Genomic DNA, 26082 nt, shown 5'->3' with positions numbered 1-26082 from the left:
TCGGCGCGCATTGTGCCGTCCGCGCCCCCCCGCGGCAAAGCGCCGGCGCGTTGCAATAACTGCAGGAAAGCCGCGCGCAGCGCCTCGCCGCTCTGGCGCGACGCACCGGGTCGGGCGACCAGGACGTACTCGCCGGCGGGCAGGCGATGGCGGATCTGGCGGAACGTGTCGCGGAAGGCGCGCTTGATGCGGTTGCGCCCGACCGCGCGCGGATCGACCTTGCGCGAGACCGCCAGGCCCAGTCGGGCGCCGGTCAGGCACGCGCCTGCGTCCGCGGCGGGGGCCGTCGCGGACGCAGGATCGTCAAGGCTGAAGTGCAGGGCGAGCACGGGCAGTGCCACGCGCCGGCCTTGCTTGAAGATGCGATCGAAGTCGTTGCGCGCGCGTACCCGCGCGGTGCGCGGGAAGCGGTAGTCTGTCATTGCAGACGACGGCCGACGGAAGAAGTCATCCGTGGCGGCCGCGGATCAGACTCAGGCGCAGAGGCGCTTGCGGCCCTTCGCACGGCGGCGGGCAAGGATCTTGCGGCCGTCGGCGGTGGCCATGCGCGCACGGAAACCGTGGTCGCGCTTGCGCTTGAGATTGCTGGGCTGGTAGGTGCGCTTGGTGGCCATGGGTGCGGCTCTGCGTTGGATACGGAATAGAACCGCGAAGTCTAGCTCGGCGTCCTTGCCCGGTCAACTTCCGGTCGTCGCTCGTTCAGGCGACGCGGCGGCGGACCGGCGCCGTGTCGCAAGCCGCCACCGCACATCGGCGCGGGCACGGCGCGCTGTTCCGGCCCCCGGGCCGGTGATAGTCTGGCCGGCCCCGTCCCCATCGTGTCGCGCCGCGCGTCGAGCGCGCGCGTCGACGGACATCGCGTCAACGCATCACTCTGGAACACTTGCCCATCCCTATGGACGCCTGGCCCCGCTGCCTCGAACGCCTCGAAACCGAACTCGCTCCCGAGGACGTGCAGACCTGGCTCAAACCCCTGCAATCGGTCCGTCGCGACGACGTCACGGTGCTATACGCGCCGAATGCGTTCGTGGTCGAGCACGTGCGCGCCCGCTACCTGGACCGGATCCGCGAACTGCTGGGCCACTTCGCCGGCAGCAGCGAGGTCAGCCTGGAGGTCGGCGCCCTGCCGCGCGCGACGCCGGCCAATCCGCAGGCGGGCGTCGCCCGGGCATCGGCGCCTGCACCGGCGCCGGTCGCCCCCTTCAATGGCCATCTCGACAACCACTACACCTTCGACAACTTCGTCGAGGGTCGCAGCAACCAGCTTGGACGTGCCGCTGCATGGCAGGCGTCGCTCAAGCCTGGTGACCGCGCCCACAACCCGTTGCTGCTGTACGGCGGCACCGGCTTGGGCAAGACCCACCTGATGTTCGCCGCGGGCAATGCCATGCGCGCGAACAACCCCTCCACGCGGGTGATGTACCTGCGCAGCGAGCAGTTCTTCAGCGCGATGATGAAGTCGCTGCAGGACAAGACCATGGACGCCTTCAAGCGCCAGTTCCAGCAGGTCGACGCCCTGCTGATCGACGACATCCAGTTCTTCGCCGGCAAGGACCGCACGCAGGAAGAGTTCTTCCACACCTTCAATGCGCTGTTCGACGGCAAGCAGCAGATCATCCTGACCTGCGACCGCTACCCGCGCGAGGTCGAAGGCCTGGAGCCGCGCCTGAAGTCGCGCCTGGCCTGGGGCCTGTCGGTGGCGATCGAGCCGCCCGACTTCGAGACGCGCGCGCAGATCGTGCTGTCCAAGGCGGCCGAGCGCGGCGCCCGCATCCCCGAGGACGTGGCCTTCCTGCTGGCCAAGAAGATGCGATCGAACGTGCGCGACCTCGAGGGCGCGCTGAACACGCTCACGGCCCGCGCCAACTTCACCGGCCGCGCGGTCACCGTCGAGTTCGCCCAGGAAACCCTGCGCGACCTCCTGCGGGCCCAGCAGCAGGCGATAGGCATCCCCAACATCCAGAAGACCGTGGCAGACTACTATGGCCTTCAAATCAAGGATTTGTTGTCGAAGCGACGGACCCGTTCGCTCGCCCGCCCGCGCCAGATGGCGATGGCGCTGACCAAGGAACTGACCGAACACAGCTTGCCAGAGATCGGCGATGCGTTCGCAGGTCGCGACCACACCACGGTGCTGCATGCCTGCCGGCAGATCCGCACCCTGATGGAGACCGACGGCAAGATGCGAGAGGATTGGGACAAGCTCATCCGCAAGTTGAGCGAGTAGCTTCAAAACGGTTCAAGGGCGTCGGGACTGCGCGGTCGCGCCGGACGCCTGGCAAGAGCCCCGACCTGGCCAAGGCGACACGAACATGGCGCCAGGCCGGTTGCAACATGGAACCTGAACAGGGAACACGAAACATTCTGGATGGTGCCGGTACAAGTTGTGGATAAGCCGACCGCGCCGGAAAGGCGGAAAACTTGTCCACAAGTTACCCAGTGATCCAGGGCGGGTTCTACAGGGGTTCAGCTTCGATATTTTTGCTTTTAAAACATATGGTTAAGTGGGTTTTCCCGGCTTTTCGCCGACACCACCACCACCATGCTTTTGATTTATCCAATCTTTTGTCTTGGGCATAGGGGAGCGGTTGAGCATGCGTTTCAGCCTGCAACGCGAAGTGTTTCTTAAGCCGTTGGCGCAAGTCGTCAACGTGGTCGAACGACGCCAGACCCTGCCGGTCCTGGCCAACCTGCTCGTCCAGGTGCAGGACGGGCAGCTGTCGCTGACCGGTACCGACCTGGAAGTCGAGATGGTGTCGCGGATCGCGGTCGACGACGCCGAGGACGGTGAGACCACCATCCCCGCGCGCAAGTTGTTCGACATCGTTCGTGCGCTTCCCGACGGCAGCAAGGTCACCATCAGCCAGAGCGCCGAGAAGATCACCGTATCGGCCGGACGTTCGCGCTTCACCCTCGCGAGTCTCCCGGCCAACGACTTCCCGGCGATCGACGAGGTGGAAGCGACCGAACGGGTCCGCGTGCCCGAAGGATCGCTGAAGGAGCTGATCGAGCGCACCGCGTTCGCGATGGCCCAGCAGGATGTCCGCTATTACCTCAACGGGCTCCTGTTCGACCTCCGAGATGGAAGCCTGCGCTGCGTCGCGACCGACGGCCATCGCCTGGCCTTGTGCGAAGCGCCGCTTGAAGGCGGCAACGGCACCAAGCGCCAGATCATCGTGCCCCGCAAGGGCGTGACCGAGCTGCAGCGCCTGCTCGAGGGTGGCGATCGCGAAGTCGAGATCGAGATGGGCCGTGGCCACATCCGCATCAAGCGCGACGATGTCACGTTCACCAGCAAGCTGATCGACGGTCGTTTCCCCGATTACGAAGCGGTCATTCCGATCGGTGCCGATCGCGAAGTACGGATCGATCGCGAGGTACTGCGTGCATCCCTGCAGCGAGCCGCGATCCTGTCGAACGAGAAGTACAGGGGCGTGCGCATCGAGGTGTCGCCGGGGCAGCTGAAGATCAGCGCGCACAACCCCGAGCAGGAGGAGGCGCAGGAAGAGGTCGAAGCCGACACCAAGGTCGACGACCTGGCCGTGGGCTTCAACGTGAATTACCTGCTGGATGCGCTGACCGCACTGCGCGACGAGCAGGTCATCCTGGCGTTGCGCGATGCGAACTCCTCGGCGCTGGTGCGCGAAGCGGGTAACGAGCGCAGCCGCCACGTGGTCATGCCCTTGAGGCTCTGAACCGTCGATTCGCTGGTACGTTCCACGTGGAACATCGAACACCCGGCCCCGGCCGGGTGTTTTTTTGCGCAGATCCGCTCCAGGGCGTGGGTCATCCTCCATTTGTTCGCACCTGTTCGCACCCCGGGGCGACCGCCTCGCGCGAACGCCTGACCGGCTCCTTGTCGCTGCATCGGTACAGGGATCTGTGCGGTGGCCCAATAGGGCCCGCCACCGCATGGCATTTGCAACGACCTACCGCCCTACCCTCCTCCCGATCCGGGCCAGCCTTTAAGCTATCGGCAATGCAGATCACCCGTCTCGACCTCCGCCGCTTCCGTCGCTTCGACGAGGCCACCCTGGCCCCGTTTGCCGGATTGAACCTGGTCACGGGTGACAACGGTGCCGGCAAGACGTCCCTGCTGGAGGCCATGCACCTGATGGCCTACGGACGAAGCTTTCGCGGCCGGGTTCGCGATGGGCTGCTGAAGGACGGCGCGGCGGACCTGGAAGTCTTCGTCGAGTGGCGGGAGCATCGGGTCCCCGGCGATTCCTCTTCCGTCCGCGTCCGCAGGGCGGGCCTGAGGCATAGCGGACAGGACTGGACCGGCCGCCTGGATGGCGAGAATGTCGCACAACTGGGTGACCTGTGCGCAGCACTGGCCGTCGTCAGCTTCGAGCCTGGCAGTCATGCGCTTGTGACCGGCAGTGCCGAGAACCGCCGCCGCTACCTCGATTGGGGCTTGTTCCACGTGGAACAGGAGTTCATGCCGCTCTGGCGCCGCTACGCCCGGGCCCTTAAGCAGCGTAATGCACTGCTCAAGAGCGGCAGGGTGCGTGATGGGCTGGAGGCCTGGGAGCGTGAGCTGGCCGAGGCTGGCGAGTCCCTGAGTCGACGCCGACAGCTGTATCTGGAAAGCCTGCACGACACCATGGCCCCGCTACTGGACCGGCTTGCGCCCGGCTTGGGCAGGGTCGACCTCGAATACCTCCCCGGTTGGAGGCGGGATGCGATGCCACTTGCGGACGCACTGTTGCTGGCCCGCGAACGCGATCTCCAGGCCGGTTACACCTCGGTCGGCCCGCATCGCGCGGACTGGAGGATCCGGTTTCCCGGGCTCCCGGGTCGCGAGGCCCTGTCTCGAGGTCAGGCCAAGCTCACCGCGCTCGCCGCGATCCTGGGCCAGGCAGCCCATCACGCCCATGCCCGGGGCGCCTGGCCCGTGATCGCGCTGGATGATCTCGGATCGGAGCTCGATCGTACGCATCAGGGGCGCGTCCTGGAGTGGTTGATGCAGACCGATGCCCAGGTGTTCATCACCGGTACCGAAGCGCCGGCGGCATTGGCGCGGGCGCACGTCGCGGTGAGCAGGTTCCACGTGGAACACGGAGGTGTGCACGAAGGGGTCGCCGGGCCCCCGACCTGAGCCGCGCCCGTCCGAGCGGGCCCGGCTGCTATACTCACGGGTCGCTTATAGCTAATGTGTCCTGACGCGTCGCGCTTCCGCGAACGCGTCGCCGGAGCCCGCTGCCGCAATGACCCAAACCGAGCACGATCCCTCGCCCGAGTCCTCGCAGGACCCGACCTCCGCCGCCGAAGCGCCCGCCAACCAAGCCTACGACTCCAGCAAGATCACCGTGCTGCGGGGTCTGGAAGCCGTGCGCAAGCGTCCCGGCATGTACATCGGCGATGTCCACGACGGCACCGGCCTGCATCACATGGTGTTCGAGGTGGTCGACAACTCGGTCGACGAGGCCCTCGCCGGCCATGCCGACGATATCGTCGTGACCATCCACGAGGACGGCTCGGTCTCGGTGCTCGACAACGGCCGCGGCATGCCGGTCGACGTGCACAAGGAAGAAGGCGTTTCCGCGGCTGAGGTGATCCTCACGGTCCTGCACGCCGGCGGCAAGTTCGACGACAACAGCTACAAGGTCTCCGGTGGCCTCCACGGCGTCGGTGTGTCCGTGGTCAACGCCCTGTCCGAGCACCTGTGGCTGGACGTGTGGCGCGATGGCCACCACCACCGCCAGGAATACGCCATGGGCGAACCGCTGGCCCCGCTGCAGGTGCTCGAGCCGACGCAGAAACGCGGCACCCTGCTCCGCTTCAAGCCGGCGGCCAGCATCTTCACCGACACCGAATTCCACTACGACATCCTCGCCAAGCGCCTGCGTGAGCTGTCGTTCCTCAACTCGGGCGTCAAGATCACCCTGGTCGACGAACGTGGCGAGGGCAAGCGCGATGTGTTCCAGTACGAGGGCGGCATCCGTTCCTTCGTCGAGCATCTGGCTCAGCTGAAGACCCCGCTGCACCCGAACGTGATTTCGGTGTCCGGCGAAGCCAACGACATCACCGTGGACGTCGCGATCCAGTGGACCGACGCCTACCAGGAAACGATGTTCTGCTTCACCAACAACATCCCGCAGAAGGACGGCGGCACCCACCTCGCCGGCTTCCGCGCGGCATTGACCCGCACCCTGTCGAACTACATCGAACAGAACGGGATCGCCCGGCAGGCCAAGATCAGCCTGTCCGGCGACGACATGCGCGAGGGCATGATCGCCGTGCTGTCGGTGAAGGTGCCCGACCCCAGCTTCTCCTCGCAGACCAAGGAGAAACTGGTCAGTTCTGACGTCAAGCCGGTAGTTGAAAGCACGTTCGGCGCACGTTTGCAGGAGTTCCTCGAAGAAAACCCGAACGAGGCCCGTGCCATCTGCGAAAAGGTGGTCGACGCGGCGCGCGCGCGCGAAGCGGCCCGCAAGGCGCGTGACCTGACCCGCCGCAAGGGCGCGCTCGATATCGCCGGCCTGCCGGGCAAGCTCGCCGACTGCCAGGAGAAGGACCCCGCGCTGTCGGAACTGTTCATCGTCGAGGGCGACTCCGCCGGTGGCTCGGCCAAGCAGGGCCGCAACCGCAAGACCCAGGCGATCCTGCCGCTCAAGGGCAAGATCCTCAACGTCGAGCGTGCCCGCTTCGACCGCATGCTCGGGTCCGCCGAGGTCGGGACCCTGATCACCGCGCTGGGCACCGGCATCGGCAAGGACGAATACAACCCGGACAAGCTGCGCTACCACCGCATCATCCTGATGACCGATGCCGACGTCGATGGCAGCCACATCCGCACCCTGCTGCTGACCTTCTTCTACCGGCAGATGCCGGAGCTGATCGAGCGCGGCCACATCTACATCGGCCTGCCGCCGCTGTACAAGATCAAGCAGGGCAAGACCGAGCTGTACCTCAAGGACGACGCGGCGCTGGACGCCTACCTGGCCAGCCATGCGGTCGAGAACGCCAGCCTGGTACCGGCCGAGGGCGAACCGCCGATCACCGGTGCGGCACTCGAGGCGCTGCTGCTCGCCTACGCGTCCGCGCGCGAAGTGATCGCCCGCAACCAGCACCGCTTCGATCCGCGCGTGCTGGAGGCGCTGATCGACTTCACCCCGCTCGATGCCGCGCGCCTGCAGGACAACACCGACGAGCAGCACGAGCTCGACGCCCTCGCCGCGCGGCTCAACCGCAGCGGACTCGGACAGCCGCGCTACGCGCTGGCCCTACAGCCGGCCAACGACCTGCAGCCGGCCGCCCTGAGGATCGAGCGCAGCCACATGGGCCAGACCCAGGTCCAGCTGCTGCCGCTGGCGGCCTTCGAGGGCGGCGAGCTGCGTGCCCTGCGCGAAGCGGCCGACCAGCTGCACGGCCTGGTCCGCGATGGCGCGCAGATCATCCGTGGCAATCGCGCGCAGCCGATCAACAGCTTTGCCCAGGCCCAGGCCTGGCTGCTGGACGAGGCCAAGAAGGGGCGCCAGATCCAGCGCTTCAAGGGCCTGGGTGAAATGAACCCCGAGCAGCTGTGGGAGACGACGGTCAACCCGGAGACCCGCCGCCTGCTGCGCGTGCGCATCGAAGACGCGGTCGCTGCCGACCAGATCTTCAGCACCTTGATGGGCGACGTGGTCGAGCCGCGCCGCGAATTCATCGAGGACAACGCGCTCAAGGTCGCCAACCTCGACGTTTGAGCCCTGGCATGTCCGCACAGGAAGGCATGCCGGGCGCCTCGCTTCCGCCGCCGCTGGCGCCGCGCGCGGCGGCGGTCCCCCGGCCGATGGCGCCCCTGCCCGGCTTCTTCGTCGACCTGGGCATGGCGATCGGCCTGCTGGTCGCGCTCAGCACGCTCTTTTCGATCGCGGCCGCGGTGATCGAGGGCGCCACCGCGCTGTCGCGCGGCGAACCGCTCGCCCCGGATGGGCTGCTGCACGCGCTCGCCCAGCCCGACGCCCTGGTCATGATCTGGGTCACCCTGCTCGCGACCGGCGGTAGCGCCCTGATCGTCTACGCCCTGCGTGGTCGCGCGACGCCCGACGAACGGCGGCGTTCGCGCCAGGCCCTGTCGCGCCCTTCGACCTGGGGCTGGATGGCGCTGGTCGGCCTGGCCACCCTGGCGGCGAGCACGGCGATCGCCTGGCTGGGCAGGCAGCTGGGCAGCGAACCGGTGCCGACCAACCAGGCCATGATCCAGGCCGCGTTCGAGCAGAGCCCCCTGTTCATGTACGCCTTCGCCGTCCTCCTGGCGCCGGCATACGAGGAACTGCTGTTCCGGCGCGTGCTGTTCGGGCGCCTCTGGCGCGCCGGCCGGCCATGGCTGGGCATGGTGCTCAGCAGCGCGGCGTTCGCGCTGATACACGAGCTCCCGGGCGTGAGTGCCAACAGCTGGCCTGCAACCGTCCAGCTCTGGTTGACGTATGGCTTCATGGGCGCCGCGTTCGCCTGGGTCTATCGACGCACCGGCAGCCTGGGGACCGCGATCGGCGCCCACGCCCTCAACAACGCGGTCGCCTGCCTGCTGCTGGTTCTGGGCTACGCCTGAGCCCGTCACCACGCGCCCTGCACGAGGCTGGGATTACACCTTGTTAATCCAGCTTCGGCTACAACAACCCTTCCATCGACGGGGAGACCGCATGTTCGACGCATCCACCAAAAGCGCAGCCGCAGCCCGACGCCCGGCCACCACCCGCCTGCGGCTGGGCCTGCTGGCCGCCGCCAGCACCGTACTGGTCGCCGCGTGCGCCACCACCACCTCGCCCACCGGGCGCACCCAGGTGGTCGGCGCCGTGTCGCAGGAGCAGCTGCAGCAGATGGGCGTCCAGGCGTTCGATCAGGCCAAGAAGACCGGCAAGATCAGCACCAACAGCAGCCAGACCCGATATGTCCGCTGCGTCGTCGACAGTCTCACGCGACAACTGCCCGCGGCCCAGCAGACCGGGTGGGAAGTGGCCCTCTTCGTCGACGACTCGCCCAACGCATTCGCCCTCCCCGGCCGCAAGATCGGCGTCAACAGCGGCATCTTCAAGGTCGCCCTGAACCAGGACCAGCTGGCCACCGTCGTCGCCCACGAAATCGGGCACGTCATTGCGCACCATCATGACGAGCGCGTCACCCGCCAGATGGGTGCGCAGGCAGGCCTGGGCATCGTCGGCGCGATCGTCGGATCGGCCTACGGCCAGAACGCGGCCAGTGCGACCAGCCAGTTCGGCGGCGCCGCCGTCCAGGCGGGCCTGTTGCTGCCCAACAACCGCACCCAGGAGAGCGAGGCCGACGTGGTCGGCCAGCAGCTCATGGCCAAGGCCGGCTACGACCCGCACCAGGCCGTGGACCTGTGGCAACACATGATGTCGGCCGGCGGGAACCAGCCGCCGGAGTGGCTGTCCACCCATCCCAGCCCCGGGACCCGGATCCAGGAGCTGGAGCGGCGTGCCGACGGCCTCACGCCGACGTACCAGCAGGCGCGGGCCAGCGGCAATACGCCTCAATGCGGATAGGTATGGAGGGTAAAAGTGTGCGCCCTGCCCGACACGACCAGATCCGCATGGAAGGCAACCCCGTATCACCCTGTCGCACGTTTCTGGTAGCGTGACCGCCCCGCCGCCGAGCAACCCGTGTTGATCGGGCGCCCACCCGTCGAATCCACATTCGCTGCACCGACACAGAGAAGGTAATCCGATGAACCCATCCGCCCCCCGTCACCTCACCCTGCTCTCGGCCGCCATCGGCGCCGTGCTCGTGTTCGGCGGTGTCTCCCAGGCGAACGCGCAGACCGCCCACGACCGCGCCGAAGCCCGTCGCGAGCGCCACGCCCAGTCGGGCAGCGAGAAGGCCAGCGAGAGCGCCGACCAGTATCCCGACGCGACGCGCGAGGCCCCCAAGACCAAGGCATCGTCGAAGATGACGCCGCGGTTGAAGAAGATGATGGACGCCTACGACGACGACAATGGCGCCGAGGCGCGGGCGATCGCCGAGGAGATCATGGCCAGCGACAAGGCCAACGAATACGACAAGTCCTTTGCCGCGCAGATCGCCGCCCAGACCCTGTACGACGAGGACGACTCGGTGGGTGCGATCGCCGACCTGCAGAAGGCCCTGGACTACAACGGCCTGGACAACGACGCCCACTACAACGCGATGTTGATGATGGCCCAGTTGCAGCTGCAGGAAGAGCAGTACGACGCTTCCCTGGCGACGATCGACCGCTTCTTCGCCGAAACCAGGAGCACCAAGCCCGAGCACCTGATCGTCAAGGGCAACGCGCTGTACCGCATGGAGCGCTACCCCGAGGCGGCCACCGTCCTCAAGCAGGCCATCGACGCCAGCCCCGAGCCCCGCAACGACTGGCAGCAGATGCTGATGGCGACCTACTTCGAGACCGGACAGACCGCCGAGGCCAACGCCCTGGCCGAGTCGATCGCCTCGAAGAACCCCGGCGACAAGCGCGCGCAGATGAACCTCGCCGCGACCTACCAGCAGGGCGAGCAGTTCGACAAGGCCGCCGAGGTGCTGGAGAAGCTGCGTGCCTCGGGCCAGCTCACCGAGGACCGCGAGTACCGCCAGCTGTACTCGACCTACCTCAACATGGACGGCCACGAGGCCGACGCCGCCAAGGTGATCCAGGAAGGCCTGTCCAAGGGCATCCTGCAGGACGATTTCCAGAACAACCTGGCGCTCGCCCAGTCGCTGTACTTTTCCGAGCAGATCGCGCCGGCCATCAGCGCCTACGCCAAGGCCGCCCCGCTGGACGACGACGGCGAGACCTACCTGAACCTCGCCAGGATCTACTGGCAGGAAGACCGCATCCCCGAAGCCAAGGAGGCCGCACGCCAGGCGCTTGCCAAGGGAGTCAAGAACCCCGAGGACGCCAAGAAGATCACGGCCTTGTAGGGTGGGCATGCAATACGACAAAATGATGGGCTGCCACTTGGAATCTTCGGGTCCGATTTGGTATAACCTAGGAGGTTCGGGCAACGCGAAAGCAACCGCCCGGACTCGCTTAAACGCCCGCGGCGTCAGACGTTGCGGAATCACTTCCCGAGCTGACGGCGCATGACGCAAGACCTCGAAAACCACGTTCATAACGACAGTCGCGACGAAGGCCTCAACTGGGCCCGCATTGCCGGTATCACCATGGCGCTCACGGTGCACGCCGCAGCCCTGCTGCTGCTGCTCGCCCCGATGACCCCGCCTCCGGCAAAGCAGGAGAAGGAAGAGGTCACCCTCGTCAACCTGATCAAGCCACCACCGCCGCCGCCGCCGCCGCCGCCGCCGCCGCCGGAGCCGCCGAAAGAGCTGAAGCCGCCGCCAAAACTGGCGCCGCCGCAGCCGACCCCGGTGCCGCCGCCGCCGGAAGAGCCGCCGGTCGTGTTCGACGATCCGAGCCCGGTTGATGTCCAGGCCCCGCCGCCGGCCCCGCCGTCGCCGCCGCCGCCGGCCACCAACATCGGCTCCAGCGTCGACCCGTCGTCGCGTCGCCTGAACCCGCCGCGCTACCCGCCCACCGAGGCGCGCCAGGGCGTGGGTGGCACGGTCGTGCTGGTCATCAGCATCGACGCCAACGGCAACGTGCTGGACGTCTCGGTCGAGAAGTCGAGCCGCAACCGCAACCTGGACCGCGCCGCGATGGAAGCCGCACGCAAGTGGCGTTTCAACCCGGAGCAGCGCAACGGCGTCGCCGTCGCCAGCAAGGTGCGGGTCCCGGTCGATTTTGTCCCACCGCGCTGATCGGGCCGGCAGGACAAGTAGTCAGGTACAAGTCGCTCCACCCTTTCCAGCTTCACTTCATCTAGTACAAGCTTTTTCCTTCCACGACATTCAAAGGTAAGCGTCATGCTGCAGGAAACCACCACCGCTGCCACTGCCGGAGGCTCCAACGCCGAAGCCCTCCAGCAGATGAGCTTTGGCCACATGATCCAGAACTTCGATCTGGTCGCCTGGATCGTGTTCATCACCCTGGTCACCATGTCGATCCTTTCGATCTACTGGATGATCTACAACTTCGTGCGCAACCTCCGCCTGCGTTCCAGTTCGGATCGCGTCATCAGCACGTTCTGGGAAACCCCGAACGCGCAGGACGCCATCCGCTACATGGAAGAGCAGCCCAGCAGCGAGCCCTTCTCCAAGATCGCGCTCGATGCCGCCCAGGCCGCCTCGCACCACCAGCGCCATGAAGGTTCGCGCCTGGTCGAGTCGCTCAACCGCTCCGAGTTCGTCGATCGCGCCCTGCGCCAGGCCGTGACCCGCGAAAGCGCCCGTCTGGATTCCGGCCAGACCCTGCTCGCGTCGGTCGGTGCCACCGCGCCGTTCGTGGGCCTGCTGGGTACGGTCTGGGGCATCTACCACGCCCTGATCCGCATCGGCATGAGTGGCAACGCGTCGATCGACGCCGTCGCCGGTCCGGTCGGTGAGGCGCTGATCATGACCGCCATCGGTCTGTTCGTCGCCATCCCGGCGGTGCTCGCGTTCAACTTCTTCACCCGGGCCAACCGCGTGACGAACAGCAAGTTCGACACCTTCGCGCACGACCTGCACGACTTCTTCGCCACCGGCTCGCGCGTTGGCGACGTGGCAGGCAAGCGCTAACAGGCCCCGTCGTCACACACGCGATTTTGGAGTTCGAACATGGCTTTCAGTTCTGGCGGTAGCGGCGGCGCAATGGCCGACATCAACGTCACACCGCTGGTGGACGTGATGCTGGTGCTGCTCATCATCTTCATGATCACCGCGCCTCTGATGACGCACAAGGTGAAGGTGGACCTGCCCGAGGCCAACCTGGAGAAGAAGCAGGAGCCCCTCCCGACGCCGCCGATCACGGTGGCCGTGCAGGATGACGGTTCGTTGTTCTGGAACGACGAGCCCGTCACCAAGGAGATGCTCGAAAGCCGCTTCTCGGTCGAGGCGCAGAAAACGCCCCAGCCCCAGGTCAACGTGCGTGGCGACAAGACCACCAAGTACCGGATCGTCAACGATGTCGTGAAGACCGCGCAGGCCCAGGGCATGCGCAAGGTCGGATTCGTCACCGTCCGCGACCGTAGCAACTAAGGGAGCCCACCGATGGCATTCACAACGGGTGGTAGTGGTGCAATGGCCGACATCAACGTCACGCCCCTCGTGGACGTGATGCTGGTGCTGCTGATCATCTTCATGGTGACGGCGCCCATCGCCAGTTACCCGGTCGACATCGCCCTGCCGCAGCGGAGCACCAACCCGCCACCGCAGGTCAGCGATCCGCCAGCGCCGATCAAGCTGCGGATCGATGCATCCGGCACGGTGTACTGGAACGACTCGCCGACCCCGGTCGACCAGCTCCAGCAACGCATGACCGCCGAAGTCGCCAAGGACCCGAGCAACCAGCCGCTGCTGGAGCTCGACGCCAGCGGCGACGCCGCCTACGGCGTGCTGGCCAAGGTCCTGACCGCGGCCAAGAATGCGGACATGCAGAAAATCGGATTCGTCGAGGCCAACTGAGCCCCGCGCATCCGATCCATGTTTACCGTCGTGTAGCAAGAAGCGTTTACCGTCGTGTAGCAAAATTGGACGCCGCCCTCCGGGGCGGCGTTTTTTATGGGTCTTCTCCCAACTGAGTCGGATCAAGGTGCATGGCTGACCCGGCTAGCCAGCGAGTGACGATATCCCAGCGCACTGCGCTGGGCAGGGGGTAGACCTGCCGGACATCGGTCGCCCCAGGGCCGTAGGGTGGGTCGAGCCGAAGGCGATACCCATCATGGCTTCCGGCCACTACGGACGATGGGTTTTGCTTCGCGCAACCCATCCTGCGTTGCAACGCCACCACCTTTCGTCATCCCAGCGAACGCTGGGGTGGGGCTGACCGCTTGCGCGGCACTGCCGCGCGGTCTGGGCGAACGCCGAGCGCGTTGCGCTGGGTCGGCGAATATCTGCCCAGCCCTGCCAAAAGCTGGATCCCAGCGTGCGCGGCGATGATGGCGCGCGCGGTCTGCCGGCCGCGTCGCCCGGATAAGCGAAGCGCACCCGGGGACCCGGTATGAGGGGGGCCACTTCACGACACGCCAAGCGCCTCGGGCCAAGTGCCGTGCCGACCAGGCGCCCAGGGCGATGGGCGAGGACAAGGACGCAAGCAAATGCTGGATCACAGCGTTCGCCGAGACGCCGCCGTTTGCGGGCTTCCGGACGGTGGTCGCGCCCAGCCTCGCCTTGGGTGTTCGCAGGCTGCCTGGGCCGGCCGCGCACCCTGTTCCCCCCAGTTGGGACGGCAACCTTCTTTCCTGGGTCCTCGTCATGGCCGCCCCAAGCTGGAAGGCCGGGGTAGCGGGCGTCGCTCGAGCGCCCCGAGCAACCCTCTTCGAGTGAGTCATCCGCTACCGGGACACATCGACCATCGGGTGCACGCACGGGCCGCCTGGCGCGAGCTCGTGCCGCCGATTGCACGACCCGCCCGGACAGGCGTAGTGTCGAAGGCGGGTCTCTCGCCCGGCACAGGAGGTGTACATGGCCGTCTCCCAGTCTTCCGTGTTCTCCGAATCCGCCCGCGGCGATGCCGCGCTCTCGCAGATCAACATCACGCCCCTCATCGACGTGATGCTGGTCCTATTGATCATCTTCATGGTCATTTCGCCGGTGGTGGGCCTCAACCTGGACGCCAGGCTCCCGCAAGCCAACCGGGAGGCAACGGCGCCCACCGTGCCACCCTTGCAACTGGTCGCGCAGGCCGATGGCCGCTACCGCCTCGATGGCGTCGTGCACGGGCTGGATACCCTGCGGAGTGCACTGGTACAGAGCGCGGCGAACGACCCCGAGCGTGTCCTCATGGTCAGCGCCAGCGCCGACGCCGACTACCAGGCCTTTGCCAATGCACTCGCCACGGCCGAGGCCAGCGGCATCCGCCAGATCGCCCATGGCCAATGACGGCACGCGCGCGAAGCGGGGCGACCCGCTTCGCCCGCCCTGCACCCGCGGATAGCCGCATGTCGCAGACGCACCCTGCCGATCCGGAGGTGGCGGCCTTCCTGCGGGACCTGGACCACCCGCGCAAGGACGTCGTCCTTGCCCTGCGCGGACTCGTGCTCGACGCCAATCCCGCCATCGGCGAAGCGATCAAGTGGAATGCACCGAGCTTCCATACCCGCGAGCATTTCGCCACGATGCACCTGCGCTCGCCGCATGCGGTACAACTGGTCCTGCACATGGGGGCGAAGAAGCGGCAGATGCCGGAGAACGCCATCGACGATCCCGCGGGGCTGCTGGCCTGGCGGGGGGCGGACCGGGCGATCGTCGCACTGCCTGACCTCGCGGCCCTCGAAGGCGACCGAGGGGCCCTGACGGCCATCATCCAGCAGTGGATCGTGCAGCTGTGAGTCCGCCCGGACTGGCGGGAACCGCTCAGGCGCGACGCGTGCCGTCCACGATCGCGCGATACGCTCGCACGGTGGGCTCCAGCCCCGCATAGAGGGCTTCACTGACCAGGGCGTGTCCGATGGAGACTTCCAGGACGTTGGGAACGGCGGCGAGGAAGGCGCCCAGGTTCGCCTGGCTGAGGTCGTGGCCGGCATTGACCGCGAGCCCCGCCGCCCGGGCCCGTCGCGCGGCGCCGGCGAAGCGCGCGAGCATCGCTTCGGCGTCGCCCGCCTCGAAGGCTTCGGCATAGGGCCCGGTGTAGAGCTCGACCCGGGCGGCGCCGCAATCGGCGGCGCGCGCGATGCTGCAGTCCGCCTCGGCGGCGTGGGCATCGGCGAACAGGCTGACCCGGCACCCCAACCCCTTCAACTCGTCCACCAGCGGACGCAGCGCCTCGCCGTCGCGGACGAAATCGAAGCCGTGGTCGGACGTGATCTGGCCGTCGCCGTCGGGCACCAGGGTGGCCTGGGCCGGCCGGACCTCGCGGCATAGCGCGATGAAGCCCGGGTAGCCGGGGCGGGGCGGGGCGAAGGGGTTGCCCTCGAGGTTGAACTCGACCCCGCGCTCGCGCGTCAGCGCCGCGAGCGCGCGGACGTCATCCGCGCGGATGTGGCGTGCATCCGGGCGCGGGTGCACCGTGATGCCGTGTGCGCCGGCGTCCAGGCAGGTCCGCGCGGCGCGCACCACGTCGGGCTCCGCGCCGCCGCGCGAATTGCGCAGCACCGCGATCTTGTTGACGTTGACGCTGAGGAGGGTCATGCCATCGAAGCGTTGCGAGCCGCGCTCAGCGCGGCCCGTCGGTGTTGCTCATGGCGGCCTTGCGCGCTTCGGCCTGCTCGCGCAGGCGCCGCATCTCCTCTGGATCGATCGCATGGCTGATATCGCGACTGCGGCTGCCGACCCGACGGGCCAGTAGCCCCATGACCCAGGCGACGAAGAGGGCCAGCGAGACCAGCAGCCAGACCGCCACCAGGGCCGGCGAGGAGGACTTGAACGCCACGGCCAGCGAAGCCAGCGCAAGCAGCAGGAACAGCCAGGGCATCATGGCGGCAATCCGTGCATTGAAGAGGTAACAAGAGTGTAACTGCGACCGCGCGCGGCTCAAGCCCGGCCGTCCCGGCGACCGGGGCCATCCGTCGGCGTCGATGGATGCCTAGAGCAAGGGCGAGACGAGCCTGGCCAGCGCCTCGGGCAGGCGCACCCGCCACAGCGCCCGGTTGCGCTCGGCCTGCACCGGCACGGCGGTCGCGCACTCGCCTTCGATAAGCTTGGCCATCTGCCGGCACAGTGCCTTGTCCCTGAACAGGACCGAGACCTCGAAGTTCAGACGGAAGCTGCGGTTGTCGAAGTTGGCGCTGCCCAGCAGCACGAGGTCCTCGTCGCACAGCAGGGCCTTGGTATGGAGCATCCGCGGACCGTACTCGTAGATCCTGACTCCTGCCTGCAGCAGCTCGTCGAAGTAGGAGCGGGCGGCATACGTGACCAGCAGGCTGTCGCTCCGCTTGGGCACCAGCAGGCGGACATCCAGCCCGCCCAGGGCGGCCGAGGTCAGCGCCATGCGCGCGGCTTCGCCGGGCACGAAGTAGGGCGTGACCAGCCAAACCCGCTTGCGTGCGTCCTGGATCGCCGAGACGTTGAGCCGGTGGATCGCCTCCCAGGGCGAGTCCGGACCCGAGGGGATCACCTGGGCCGGGACCGCGCCCACGACCCGGTTGGGATGGGCGAGGCTCAACGGCGGTTCGCCGGTCGCGTAGGCCCAGTCTTCGATGAACACCAGTTGCAGCTCGAGCACCACGTTGCCTTCCAGGCGTACGTGCAGGTCGCGATACGCATCCTCGCGACGGCGCTCGTCTTCCTCGTCGGTGATGTTGATGCCGCCGGTGAAGGCGACCCGGCTGTCGATCACCACGATCTTGCGGTGGCTGCGCAGGTTCAGCCAGGGGCGCTTCCAGAAGAAGCGCAGCTTCATCGGGTGGAACCAGGCCATCTCCGCACCGGCCTCCAGCAGGGGCGCGATGAAGGCGTGCCGGCACTTGCCCGACCCGACCGCGTCGATCAGCAGGCGCACCTTGACGCCGGCGCGCGCCCGCTCGATCAGCGCATCGCGCAGCGCGGTACCGATGTGGTCGGGCTGGAAGATGTAGTACTCCAGGTGGATGTGCTCGCGCGCCTGTGCCACCGCTTCGAGCAGCGACTCGTACTTGGCGCCGCCATCGATCAGCAGCTCCACCTTCGACGCCGTGGTCGGCGGCAGGCCGGTGATCGACTGGCCGAGGCGTGCCAGCTCGATGGCATCCGGATCCGGGGTGAGGCCCGCCGGCGGGCTGGGCAGGCTGGCGCGGGTCTGCCGGCGCGCCATGGACTTGCGCCGGATCCTCTGCGGCCCGAAGAAGTAATAGATCAGGAAGCCCAGGTAGGGCAGGGCGGCCAGGCTGATCAACCAGCTCAGCGTCGCCACCGGCTCGCGCTTTTGCAGGATGATCCAGCCGCCGATCCAGACCAGGTAGATCGCCCATCCCGCGATCAGGTAAAGGTGCAGGTTGTCGGCGTCGAACAGCGACGACCCGATCGAGGCGAATGACAGCATGGAGGGGTGGGACTCCGTTGGGCGGGGCCACGGCGGTCGTCGTGGCGGCTGCGACGGGACCGGCGTAGGCTTGAGGCATGGATGATGCCCGGAAAGCGCTGTCGCCGGATCCACGCCGCGTGAAGGGGCGGGGCGCGGGCTCGTATGTGAGCGGGCGCTTCGCGGTCACCACGGCCGAACCCGAGGACGATGGCTGGGGTTCGCTGGGCGAGGCCCTGGCCGACCAGCCCAACCCGGCCACACGCGTCCAGGAGGAGCGTGCCCGCAGCATCATCAGCCGCAACGACTCCCCCGACATCGGCTTCAGCCAGTCGGTCAATCCGTACCGGGGTTGCGAGCACGGCTGCGTCTACTGCTTCGCGCGGCCCTCGCACGCCTACCTGGACCTGTCGCCGGGACTGGACTTCGAAACCCGCCTGTTCGCCAAGACCAATGCCGCCGAGCGTCTGCGCCATGAGCTGTCCCGGCCGGGGTATCGCTGCGCGCCGATCGCCCTGGGCATCAACACCGATGCCTACCAGCCCAGCGAACGCCGCTATGGCATCACCCGGGCCTGCCTGGAGGTGCTGGCCGACTGCAGGCACCCGGTGAGCTTTGTCACCAAGAGTGCCTCGATCCTGCGCGATATCGAGCTGTTGTCCGAACTTGCGAGCAAAAAGCTGGTCACGGTCTACGTCTCGGTCACCACCCTCGACAACCGCCTGGCCGCGCGCATGGAGCCTCGCGCCTCGGCGCCCCACAGTCGCCTGAAGGCGATCCGCCGGCTGAGCGAGGCCGGCGTGCCGGTCGGGGTGCTGGTGGCCCCGGTCATTCCCATGATCACCGATGCCGAGCTCGAGGCGATCCTGGAAGCCGCCCGCGAGGCCGGGGCGGCCGCCGCTGGCCATGTGCTGCTGCGGCTGCCGCACGAACTCAAGCAGGTCTGGCGCGAATGGCTGGCGCTGCATTATCCCGAGCGCGCCGCGCACGTGATGAGCCTGGTCCAGCAGATGCGCGGCGGCAAGGACTACGACAGCCGCTTCGGCACCCGCCTGCGCGGCGAGGGCCCCTTCGCCGCGCTCATCGCCCAGCGCTTCGCCAAGGCATACCGGCGCCTGGGCTATGCGCGGCTGCCGCCGCTGGACTGCAGCCACTTCGTCCCGCCGCGACCGGTCACCCCGCAGGGCGAGCTGTTCTGAAACCCCACGGGGCCGTAGTGGGCGACGAGCCAGGTACGTGGCGCCCCAACGTTTTCTGCGCCCGGATCCCTGCTCCCGAAGGGTGCAACAAGCAAAGCGCATTGCACCCTCCATGCGGCATGGGCGCGATGCGTCGGATTGTGGATGCGTCGGATTGAGCTAGAGGCCAATGGCTGGATCCCAGCGTTCGCTGGGATGACGACCGGGGCGGCGTCGGCAGGCGGGGCGACGCGCTTGCTTTACAGCGGGGACGCGGAATCGGGTCAAGTTCGTCTATCAGGGGTGGCTGCGATGAGCGGCGAAAATGCCGCGTTCCCATTCCCCATTCCCCATTCCCCATTCTCGCCCTCAGATCCCGCCGAAGCCCCCCGGCATCAGCGGGCCGCCCAGCCACAGCCAGCGGGCGATCCACGCGCTGGTGATGGCCAGCAGGATCGACAGCGGCAGGCCGATGCGGATGAAATCGCTGAAGCGGTACTGGCCCGGTCCCAGGATCAGCAGGTTGCCGTGGTGCCCGATCGGCAACAGGAAGGTGACCACCGCGCCCAGCGCGGTGCAGACCACGAACGGAGTCGGCGGCAGGCCCAGTGACTGCGCCAGCGAGATCGCGATCGGCCCCAGCAGCACCGTCGTCGCCGCATCCGAGAGGATCTGCGACAGCAGGCCGGCAGCCGAGAACATCACCAGCAGGATCATCAGCGGCGACCACGTCGCGACCACCTGCAGCAGGCCCTGGGCGAGGAGGGCGGCGGTGCCGGTCTGCTCCATCGCGATGCCCAGCGGAATGACGCCGGCGATCATCACGAAGATGCGCACGTCGACCTCGCGGTAGGCCTGTTCGATATCCACGCAGCGGGTGGCGACCATGGCCACCGCGCCGAGCAGGAAGGCCAGCGGCACCGGCAGCCACTCCGTGGCCGCGGCGAGGATGGTCGCGCCCATCACCATCAGCGCGATGGGCGCGCGCACGCGGCGCTTGGCCTCGCCGGCAAAGGGGACCAGCATCAGGAAGCCGTGGTGCGCGGCCAGCTCGGCGAACCGCGCCGGCTTCCCCCACAGCACCAGCAGGTCGCCTTCGCGCAGGCGGGCGTCGGCGATGCGCGGGGCGATCGTCGCGTCGCGCCGCCACAGGCCGGCGATCACCGCGTGGAAGCGGCGCGAGAAGTCGAGTTCGCGGATCGAATGGCCAATGAACTCCGAACCGGGCGCGACCACCGCCTGCACCAGCTGGGCGTCGCCGTCGCCGGTCACGGTGTCGCCGAAACGCGCCACGGCATTGAGGTCCAGGCCCGGGTCGTCGTGCAACGAGGCCAGGGTGTCGGCCGAGGCCTCCACCAACAGCACGTCGCCGCTGATCATCGGGCTGCTTTCGCTGAGGTCCTTGCGCAGCTTGCCGTCGCGCATCCAGCCCACGAGACCGAACTTGTCGCCCAGCGCACGACGCAGCTCCGACAGGGGCCGCGTGCTCCAGCGCGAGCCCTCCACCACCAGCAGCTCGGTGCGGTAGCGGTCCAGACGCAGGTATTCGTCGTCGCCACTGTCGCCGCCGCGCTTGGGCAGTAGCCAGTGGGTCAGCAGCATGTAGACCAGCCCGATCAGCACCAGGGCGATGCCGATGGGCGTGATCGAGAAGATTCCCAGGCTCTCCGCGCCAGTGCGCTGGATCAGATTGTTGGCCAGCAGGAAGGCCGGCGCGCTGACCAGAGTCAGCGTGGTGCCCAGCGAAGCGGCGAAGGACATCGGCATCAGCAGGCGCGAGACCGACAGCTTCCGCTGCCGCGCGAACCGGCTCAGGATCGGCAGCATCATCGCCGTCACCATCACGTGGTGCGTGAACGAGGACAGCGCCGCGACCACCGGCATGACCACCGAAATCGCCCGCGTTTCGCTGTGTCCGCCGATCCGCCCGATCCACTGGCCGATGCGCTCGGTGATGCCGGTCGCGGCCAGTCCGCCGGAGATGATGAACACCGCCGCGACGATGATGGCCGGTTCGCTGGCGAAGCCCGACAGGGCCTGCTTAGAGTCGAGGATGCCGGTCAGCACGAGCGCCAGCAGGCTCAGCATCGCGGTGACGTCCACGCGCAGGCGTTCGCTGACGAACAGGTACAGCGTGCCCGCGAGGATCAGCAGGAACGCCACCTGCTGCCAGGACACCTGGGTCAGCAACGTCTGCAGGAAGGCGGGCGCGGGGACATCCATGGGCCGCATTGTGAGGCATACGGAGGCGATTGCCTGCACCGTCCCATCACGACGGCGCTCGTTACACTAAGGGCATCGAAACACGAGTGGTCCCGATGTCTCCAACCGCAACGCTTTCGCGCCTGCCAGGCGATGATGCACTCCGCCTGGTGATGGCCGCGTCGGGCATCGGCATGGCGATCTGCGACATCGAGGGCCACTGGAAGGAGGTCAACCCGGCGTTGTGCGCGATGCTCGGCTACGAGGCCGGGGCGTTGCTCGGACATGCGGCCCGCGAGGTCACCCATCCCGACGACATCGCGCCCAGCCGAGAGCTGCTCCGGCGCATCACCGACGAGCCCGGGCTGCTGCTCGAGGCGCGCAAGCGTTACCTCCGCCGCGACGGCTCCGTGCTCTGGGCCCAGGTCAACATTGCCATGCTGCGCGATGCCGGCGGCGAGCCGATCTGCATCCTCGTGCAGATCCGCGACATCGGCGCGCAGCTCGCGCACGAGAGCGAGATGGAGGCCAGCGCCGTGCACCGCAGCGCCGAGCTCGAGGCCTCCAACCACCAGCTGCAACTGTTCGCCGATGCCGTCGCCCACGACCTGCGCGCGCCGCTGCGATCGATCCTCAGCTTCTCCGAGCGCCTCGGCCAAACGCTGGGCGAGGACATCGACGCCGACGCCCAGGACTACCTGCAGCGCATCAGCGCCTCCGCGCGCCGCATGTCCGAGCTGCTCGCCGCGCTGGGCCGCCTGTCGCGCGCCACCCGCGCCGAGCTCAACCCGCAGCCCGTCGACCTGAGCATGTTGGCGGACTGGGTCCATGCCGAACTGCTGGATGCCGAGCCCGAACGCGAGGTCAGTGTCGACATCCAGTCCGGTCTCACAGTCCAGGGAGACGAGCGCCTGCTCAAGGTCCTGCTCGACGAGCTGCTGGGCAACGCCTGGAAGTTCACCCGCGGCTGCGAAGCGGCCCGGATCGAATTCGGGGGCGAGCCGCGCGAGGGCGTGCTGAACCTGTACGTCCGTGACAACGGCACGGGCTTCGACATGCGATACGTGCATAAACTGTTCGAACCGTTCCAGCGCCTGCACAGCCAGGACGATGGAGGCGGACACGGGCTCGGCCTGACGATCGCCCAGCGCGTGGCCATGCGCCACGGCGGACGCCTGCAGGCCGAATCCCGACCCGGTCACGGCACCACGCTGTCCATAGAGCTGCCGGCCGGTCCATCCTGAAGGGGGGAGCCATGCCATGGATAAAGTGATACTGCTGGTCGAAGACAACCCGGACGACGTCGAACTCACCCGCCTCGCCTTCGACGAGGCCAAGATCGCCAACCGCCTCGTCGTCGTCGGCGACGGTGCCGAAGCCCTGGACTACCTGTTCGCCCGCGAGGCCCACGAAGCCCGCGACCCGCGCGACCTCCCCTCGATCATCCTGCTCGACCTCAACCTGCCCAAGGTCGACGGCCGCGAAGTGCTGCAGGCCATCCGCGAGGACCCCCGCACCCGCACCATCCCCGTCGTGGTGATGACCACCAGCGCCGAACCGATGGACATCGAAGGCTGCTACTCCCTCGGCGCCAACAGCTACATCCAGAAACCCGTCGACTTCGAACAGTTCGTCTGGGCGGTCAAGCAGGTCGGCCTCTACTGGCTGGTTTTGAACCAGGCGCGGACTGCCTGAGGGCGTGGTCCATGAATCACGGGAATCGCCCTGAGTGGTTACCTCGTTCCCAAGACCCTCCCTACTAGGCGGATCCAGGCGGGACCTGCGCTTCAACGGGCTTTCATGTATTGCAGGAATTGTCTGATCGGGGCTACTCTGACCCTCTACCCGGGGGGAGCCGGGTGTTCACAATCTTTTCAAAGACGTCAGGGAGGACGTTTGTGCGGTCTTCCCAATGGGGGAGGACCATGCGTAATACGGATCTCGCGCTATCAGCTTCTCGTAAGCCCAAGCTGATCATTCTGGCGCTCGCCCTTGCAGCGGGGGCGTTTTATTCCCAGATTTCTGTCGCGGAAGAAGAGCCTGTCGTGGTCGACGGGGGCAGTTGCAGTGACTGGGGGATGGTTAGGTGGGCGGGTGGATGTATCGACCCTTCCGTTTACGATTACATCGTAAACCAGGGCATAGGGGGCGCTGGTGGCGGTGATGGCCAAAATCCGCCCGGGGTCGGAGTAGGGGGAGGCTCCGACAATTCCCAGCAGTCGAACGACAAGACCCAATCCGACTGTGGCGAGACTTCCGGAAACCCTGTGGTCCTCTACAGCGGGAACAAGGTCGAGCCTGAGCTCGATTTCTCCACTGGCGGAGAGATGGGGCTCTACCTCCAGCGTACCTACAATCACTATTGGAGCGCGACCGGGCTTTTTGGAAGCTACTGGATAAGCAACTTCGATTACACACTCGCGTCCTCCTCGAACGGAAGCATCCTTTGGGCGCAACGCCCTGATGGCCGACGCGTCAAGTTTGTACAGGATTCGTCGGGCACCCGCTGGAACGAAGTCCGTCCAACGCCTGTCGCTTACATCCTGGCGAATCCGGACGGAAGTTACACCCTGCATAACGAAGAGCGAGGTACCGAACGCTACAACTCAGAGGGCTACATTCTCGAGCGCAAGAATGAACGTGGAATCTCGTGGACATTTGCATACTCGGGCAGGTACTTGCAAACGGTGACGCACACGTCTGGCCGTAGCGTCAATTTCATCTGGAACGGAGCACAACTGATCGAAGTCAGGGATCCGGCAGGCAACTCCTACCAGTATTCCTACCATCCAGCCGTATTCGGAGTCAGCCTCCACAGATTGGCGAGCGCGACGTTGCCTGGTGCTCCGACTACAACCATCAGCTATCACTACGAAGACTCCCGGTTCCCCGGAGCCCTTACAGGCAAATCCTTCAATGGAGTTCGCTACTCAACCTTTTCCTACAACGCGGATGGCCGTGCCATCAGCACGGAGCACGCCGGAGGGGTCGAGCATTTTGGATTCAGCTACATCGTTAACGCGACGGAACAGGTAACTCCACCGCCCCTGCCTCCGCCGCCCGGCGGCTACTTGCCGGGTGAGGGTGGGGGGGGATGGTGCGAGTATCAGTCTGGAGAAGGGCGGATCTGCTACGAGCCACTCTCCGTGGGTGGGCCGGTCGCACTTGCGTCGATGGCAACCGCCAGCTCGACGACTTCTACCAGCGGAACGAAGACGATTCCGTCGGACCTGGAGGTTCACGTCACGAATCCGCTGGGCCGTACAAGCGTGCATCATTACGCCGGTGACAAGAAGGTCGCGACAGAGGGGATTGAAACCAGCAATTGTCCGTGGTCCTTGGCGACAATCACGTACGACGAAAATGGCAACCGTGACACCACGGTCGATTCCCGTGGCAACATCACGGATTACGATTACGATTCGCATGGTCACTTGCTTCAGAAGATCGAGGCGAAGGGCCAGGCATCCAGCCGGACAACGACTTACGGTTGGGACGAAATCAACAACCGAATGACTCGCAGGACTGTTCTCGGCGATAGTGAAGAGCTGCTTGGGTACACGGCCGACGGTCGACTCAGCAGCATTGCTGTTAAGAACCTCTCAAGTGTTGGCGTCTCGAATCAGGTCAGGACAACGACGTACTCCTACACGAAGCATGCCAATGGAATGCCCGCATCGATGACCATCGATGGACCCATGGCAGACGATGACGTCACCTACGCCTTCAGTGCGAGTGGAGACCTGACATCGGTTCGCAATGGATTGGGCCACACGACGATGTATTCGGGCTACAACGCACTCGGTCAAGTCGGCAAGGTGGTTTCACCCAATGGCGCGATCAACGAGTACACATATGATGCCCGCGGGCGAAGGATCACGACCAAATTCCTGGTCAACGGTGAAGCACAGACCACCAGCTACACCTACGACGGTGCGGGTCGCCTGGTCGCGGTTACCTCGCCCGACAATGTCACCATTAGCCGCGAGTATGACGCCGCAGGCCGTGTGCTTCGCGAGTATCAGAGTGAGGTTGGGGGCACCTTTGCCGTCAAGAGGTACACGTACAACAATGCTTCCCTGGTCACTTCGGTCGCTGTAGAGCGCACTACCGCGATTGCACTCCCGACTGGCGTACCCGTAGTGACCGTCTCCGCAAGCGGTCTGGGCGACTTCACTGTGGGTTGGTCTGCGGTATCTGGCGCGGAGTCGTACTCCCTGCATCAGAAAGTGGATGGTGGGAGCTGGACTCAGGTGTACGCTGGGACTGGCCGTACGAAATCGTTCACGAGTCGGCCCACCGGGACGTACGCGTTTCGCGCCAGGGCTTGCAACGCTGAGGGTTGTTCGGCCTGGTCTACCAGCGCAAGCATCTATGTGGCACCTGCGACACCACTCTTGACTGCTCCGGCGACGGATAATAGTGGGACCTTCGCCGTTAGCTGGGGCGCAATCTCAGGTGCCAGCAGCTATCGTCTGGAGCAGCGCTACGGCAGCGGCAACTGGACGGAGATTTACAACAGCACCGGCACCAGCAAGGCAATGTCGGGACTGACCAATGGCAGCTATGAATACCGGGTCCGGGCTTGCAATGACGGCGGTTGCAGCAGCTACTCTGCTACCAGGACGACGGTCGTGACGTTTCCGCCGGCATCGCCTCCCACGGTGAATGCTCCCGCCACGGACAACAACGGCGCCTACGCCGTGACCTGGACGTCGGTCAGCACGGCCACGCGCTATGAGCTGGATCAGCGCAAGGATGCAG

Annotated in this window: 23 protein-coding genes; 17 read left to right on the top strand and 6 right to left on the bottom strand. The window is 66.5% G+C overall.

Going from position 1 to position 26082, the window contains the following annotated elements; genetic code table 11:
- Together rnpA and rpmH are read right to left on the bottom strand one after the other, a co-directional pair.
- Nucleotides 1-422: ribonuclease P protein component (gene rnpA, locus FKV25_RS14920; protein ID WP_141519581.1), on the bottom strand; the 422-nt coding region annotated here is incomplete at its 3' end.
- 51 nt (nucleotides 423-473) lie between these two features.
- Complete coding sequence (gene rpmH / locus FKV25_RS14915; RefSeq protein ID WP_031374044.1) at nucleotides 474-614, bottom strand: 50S ribosomal protein L34; 141 nt, start codon at nucleotides 612-614, stop codon at nucleotides 474-476.
- Nucleotides 615-895: 281 nt separating this feature from the next.
- Between rpmH and dnaA the strand changes: the two genes are divergently transcribed.
- The 13 genes from dnaA to FKV25_RS14845 all read left to right on the top strand — a co-directional run bounded on the left by dnaA (nucleotide 896) and on the right by FKV25_RS14845 (nucleotide 15332).
- Nucleotides 896-2227 (top strand): chromosomal replication initiator protein DnaA, encoded by a 1332-nt coding sequence (dnaA, locus tag FKV25_RS14905; RefSeq protein WP_141519579.1) that lies wholly within the window; start codon nucleotides 896-898, stop codon nucleotides 2225-2227.
- Between the two features lie 367 nt (nucleotides 2228-2594).
- Nucleotides 2595-3695 carry a DNA polymerase III subunit beta gene (gene dnaN / locus FKV25_RS14900; protein ID WP_141519578.1) on the top strand — a complete coding sequence of 367 codons (1101 nt, stop codon included), beginning with the start codon at nucleotides 2595-2597 and terminating at the stop codon, nucleotides 3693-3695.
- A gap of 284 nt (nucleotides 3696-3979) precedes the next feature.
- The gene (recF, locus tag FKV25_RS14895) at nucleotides 3980-5101 is read left to right on the top strand and encodes a DNA replication/repair protein RecF (RefSeq protein WP_141519577.1); all 1122 of its coding nucleotides are present in this window, start codon (nucleotides 3980-3982) and stop codon (nucleotides 5099-5101) included.
- A gap of 109 nt (nucleotides 5102-5210) precedes the next feature.
- Nucleotides 5211-7694 carry a DNA topoisomerase (ATP-hydrolyzing) subunit B gene (gene gyrB / locus FKV25_RS14890; protein ID WP_141519576.1) on the top strand — a complete coding sequence of 828 codons (2484 nt, stop codon included), beginning with the start codon at nucleotides 5211-5213 and terminating at the stop codon, nucleotides 7692-7694.
- Nucleotides 7695-7702: 8 nt separating this feature from the next.
- Complete coding sequence (locus FKV25_RS14885) at nucleotides 7703-8542, top strand: CPBP family intramembrane glutamic endopeptidase (protein WP_141519575.1); 840 nt, start codon at nucleotides 7703-7705, stop codon at nucleotides 8540-8542.
- 148 nt (nucleotides 8543-8690) lie between these two features.
- Nucleotides 8691-9494: a M48 family metallopeptidase gene (locus FKV25_RS14880; protein ID WP_141519584.1), complete on the top strand. Its 804-nt coding sequence runs from the start codon at nucleotides 8691-8693 to the stop codon at nucleotides 9492-9494.
- A gap of 181 nt (nucleotides 9495-9675) precedes the next feature.
- The gene (locus FKV25_RS14875) at nucleotides 9676-10887 is read left to right on the top strand and encodes a tetratricopeptide repeat protein (RefSeq protein WP_141519574.1); all 1212 of its coding nucleotides are present in this window, start codon (nucleotides 9676-9678) and stop codon (nucleotides 10885-10887) included.
- 162 nt (nucleotides 10888-11049) lie between these two features.
- Nucleotides 11050-11724, top strand: a complete 675-nt coding sequence (locus tag FKV25_RS14870; RefSeq protein WP_141519573.1) for an energy transducer TonB — start codon at nucleotides 11050-11052, stop codon at nucleotides 11722-11724.
- 105 nt (nucleotides 11725-11829) lie between these two features.
- Nucleotides 11830-12582 (top strand): MotA/TolQ/ExbB proton channel family protein, encoded by a 753-nt coding sequence (locus FKV25_RS14865; RefSeq protein WP_141519572.1) that lies wholly within the window; start codon nucleotides 11830-11832, stop codon nucleotides 12580-12582.
- 39 nt (nucleotides 12583-12621) lie between these two features.
- On the top strand, nucleotides 12622-13041 hold the full coding sequence (locus FKV25_RS14860; RefSeq protein ID WP_141519571.1) for an ExbD/TolR family protein: 420 nt from the start codon (nucleotides 12622-12624) through the stop codon (nucleotides 13039-13041).
- 12 nt (nucleotides 13042-13053) lie between these two features.
- The gene (locus FKV25_RS14855) at nucleotides 13054-13467 is read left to right on the top strand and encodes an ExbD/TolR family protein (RefSeq protein ID WP_141519570.1); all 414 of its coding nucleotides are present in this window, start codon (nucleotides 13054-13056) and stop codon (nucleotides 13465-13467) included.
- A gap of 999 nt (nucleotides 13468-14466) precedes the next feature.
- Nucleotides 14467-14883 (top strand): ExbD/TolR family protein, encoded by a 417-nt coding sequence (locus FKV25_RS14850; protein WP_141519569.1) that lies wholly within the window; start codon nucleotides 14467-14469, stop codon nucleotides 14881-14883.
- 59 nt (nucleotides 14884-14942) lie between these two features.
- Nucleotides 14943-15332, top strand: coding sequence for a DUF1801 domain-containing protein (locus FKV25_RS14845; protein ID WP_141519568.1), 390 nt, complete (start codon nucleotides 14943-14945; stop codon nucleotides 15330-15332).
- 25 nt (nucleotides 15333-15357) lie between these two features.
- Here the strand turns inward: FKV25_RS14845 and FKV25_RS14840 are convergent, their stop codons facing one another.
- The 3 genes from FKV25_RS14840 to cls all read right to left on the bottom strand — a co-directional run bounded on the left by FKV25_RS14840 (nucleotide 15358) and on the right by cls (nucleotide 17959).
- Nucleotides 15358-16131, bottom strand: coding sequence for a pyridoxine 5'-phosphate synthase (locus tag FKV25_RS14840; protein ID WP_141519567.1), 774 nt, complete (start codon nucleotides 16129-16131; stop codon nucleotides 15358-15360).
- Between the two features lie 25 nt (nucleotides 16132-16156).
- Nucleotides 16157-16414, bottom strand: a complete 258-nt coding sequence (locus FKV25_RS14835) for an ATP synthase subunit B family protein (protein WP_141519583.1) — start codon at nucleotides 16412-16414, stop codon at nucleotides 16157-16159.
- A gap of 111 nt (nucleotides 16415-16525) precedes the next feature.
- Nucleotides 16526-17959, bottom strand: a complete 1434-nt coding sequence (cls, locus tag FKV25_RS14830) for a cardiolipin synthase (protein ID WP_141519566.1) — start codon at nucleotides 17957-17959, stop codon at nucleotides 16526-16528.
- Between the two features lie 77 nt (nucleotides 17960-18036).
- Between cls and FKV25_RS14825 the strand changes: the two genes are divergently transcribed.
- A complete protein-coding gene (locus FKV25_RS14825) occupies nucleotides 18037-19137 on the top strand; it encodes a PA0069 family radical SAM protein (RefSeq protein WP_141519565.1) in 1101 nt (366 codons plus the stop codon).
- A gap of 348 nt (nucleotides 19138-19485) precedes the next feature.
- Here FKV25_RS14825 and FKV25_RS14820 read toward each other — a convergent pair whose 3' ends face one another.
- The gene (locus FKV25_RS14820; RefSeq protein WP_246072114.1) at nucleotides 19486-21339 is read right to left on the bottom strand and encodes an SLC13 family permease; all 1854 of its coding nucleotides are present in this window, start codon (nucleotides 21337-21339) and stop codon (nucleotides 19486-19488) included.
- Between the two features lie 95 nt (nucleotides 21340-21434).
- Between FKV25_RS14820 and FKV25_RS14815 the strand changes: the two genes are divergently transcribed.
- From FKV25_RS14815 to FKV25_RS14805, 3 genes are all read left to right on the top strand, one after another.
- Complete coding sequence (locus FKV25_RS14815) at nucleotides 21435-22562, top strand: sensor histidine kinase (RefSeq protein WP_141519564.1); 1128 nt, start codon at nucleotides 21435-21437, stop codon at nucleotides 22560-22562.
- Nucleotides 22563-22578: 16 nt separating this feature from the next.
- Complete coding sequence (locus FKV25_RS14810; protein WP_141519563.1) at nucleotides 22579-23013, top strand: response regulator; 435 nt, start codon at nucleotides 22579-22581, stop codon at nucleotides 23011-23013.
- 230 nt (nucleotides 23014-23243) lie between these two features.
- Nucleotides 23244-26082 (top strand): DUF6531 domain-containing protein (locus FKV25_RS14805; RefSeq protein WP_141519562.1); only part of this gene is annotated, 2839 nt, incomplete at its 3' end.

It is taken from the genome of Marilutibacter aestuarii, assembly GCF_006546775.1.
In the GTDB taxonomy this organism is placed as follows: Bacteria; Pseudomonadota; Gammaproteobacteria; order Xanthomonadales; family Xanthomonadaceae; genus Marilutibacter; species Marilutibacter aestuarii.
The sequence above is the reverse complement of the archived record's forward strand: the minus strand, read 5'-3'. Positions and strand labels throughout refer to the sequence as shown.

Coding starts and splice junctions, on each gene's coding strand:
- rpmH (WP_031374044.1), bottom strand. CDS start 614: ATGGCCACCAAGCGCACCTACCAGCCCAGCAATCTCAAGCGCAAGCGC.
- dnaA (WP_141519579.1), top strand. CDS start 896: ATGGACGCCTGGCCCCGCTGCCTCGAACGCCTCGAAACCGAACTCGCT.
- dnaN (WP_141519578.1), top strand. CDS start 2,595: ATGCGTTTCAGCCTGCAACGCGAAGTGTTTCTTAAGCCGTTGGCGCAA.
- recF (WP_141519577.1), top strand. CDS start 3,980: ATGCAGATCACCCGTCTCGACCTCCGCCGCTTCCGTCGCTTCGACGAG.
- gyrB (WP_141519576.1), top strand. CDS start 5,211: ATGACCCAAACCGAGCACGATCCCTCGCCCGAGTCCTCGCAGGACCCG.
- FKV25_RS14885 (WP_141519575.1), top strand. CDS start 7,703: ATGTCCGCACAGGAAGGCATGCCGGGCGCCTCGCTTCCGCCGCCGCTG.
- FKV25_RS14875 (WP_141519574.1), top strand. CDS start 9,676: ATGAACCCATCCGCCCCCCGTCACCTCACCCTGCTCTCGGCCGCCATC.
- FKV25_RS14870 (WP_141519573.1), top strand. CDS start 11,050: ATGACGCAAGACCTCGAAAACCACGTTCATAACGACAGTCGCGACGAA.
- FKV25_RS14865 (WP_141519572.1), top strand. CDS start 11,830: ATGCTGCAGGAAACCACCACCGCTGCCACTGCCGGAGGCTCCAACGCC.
- FKV25_RS14860 (WP_141519571.1), top strand. CDS start 12,622: ATGGCTTTCAGTTCTGGCGGTAGCGGCGGCGCAATGGCCGACATCAAC.
- FKV25_RS14855 (WP_141519570.1), top strand. CDS start 13,054: ATGGCATTCACAACGGGTGGTAGTGGTGCAATGGCCGACATCAACGTC.
- FKV25_RS14850 (WP_141519569.1), top strand. CDS start 14,467: ATGGCCGTCTCCCAGTCTTCCGTGTTCTCCGAATCCGCCCGCGGCGAT.
- FKV25_RS14845 (WP_141519568.1), top strand. CDS start 14,943: ATGTCGCAGACGCACCCTGCCGATCCGGAGGTGGCGGCCTTCCTGCGG.
- FKV25_RS14840 (WP_141519567.1), bottom strand. CDS start 16,131: ATGACCCTCCTCAGCGTCAACGTCAACAAGATCGCGGTGCTGCGCAAT.
- FKV25_RS14835 (WP_141519583.1), bottom strand. CDS start 16,414: ATGCCCTGGCTGTTCCTGCTGCTTGCGCTGGCTTCGCTGGCCGTGGCG.
- cls (WP_141519566.1), bottom strand. CDS start 17,959: ATGCTGTCATTCGCCTCGATCGGGTCGTCGCTGTTCGACGCCGACAAC.
- FKV25_RS14825 (WP_141519565.1), top strand. CDS start 18,037: ATGGATGATGCCCGGAAAGCGCTGTCGCCGGATCCACGCCGCGTGAAG.
- FKV25_RS14820 (WP_246072114.1), bottom strand. CDS start 21,339: ATGGATGTCCCCGCGCCCGCCTTCCTGCAGACGTTGCTGACCCAGGTG.
- FKV25_RS14815 (WP_141519564.1), top strand. CDS start 21,435: ATGTCTCCAACCGCAACGCTTTCGCGCCTGCCAGGCGATGATGCACTC.
- FKV25_RS14810 (WP_141519563.1), top strand. CDS start 22,579: ATGGATAAAGTGATACTGCTGGTCGAAGACAACCCGGACGACGTCGAA.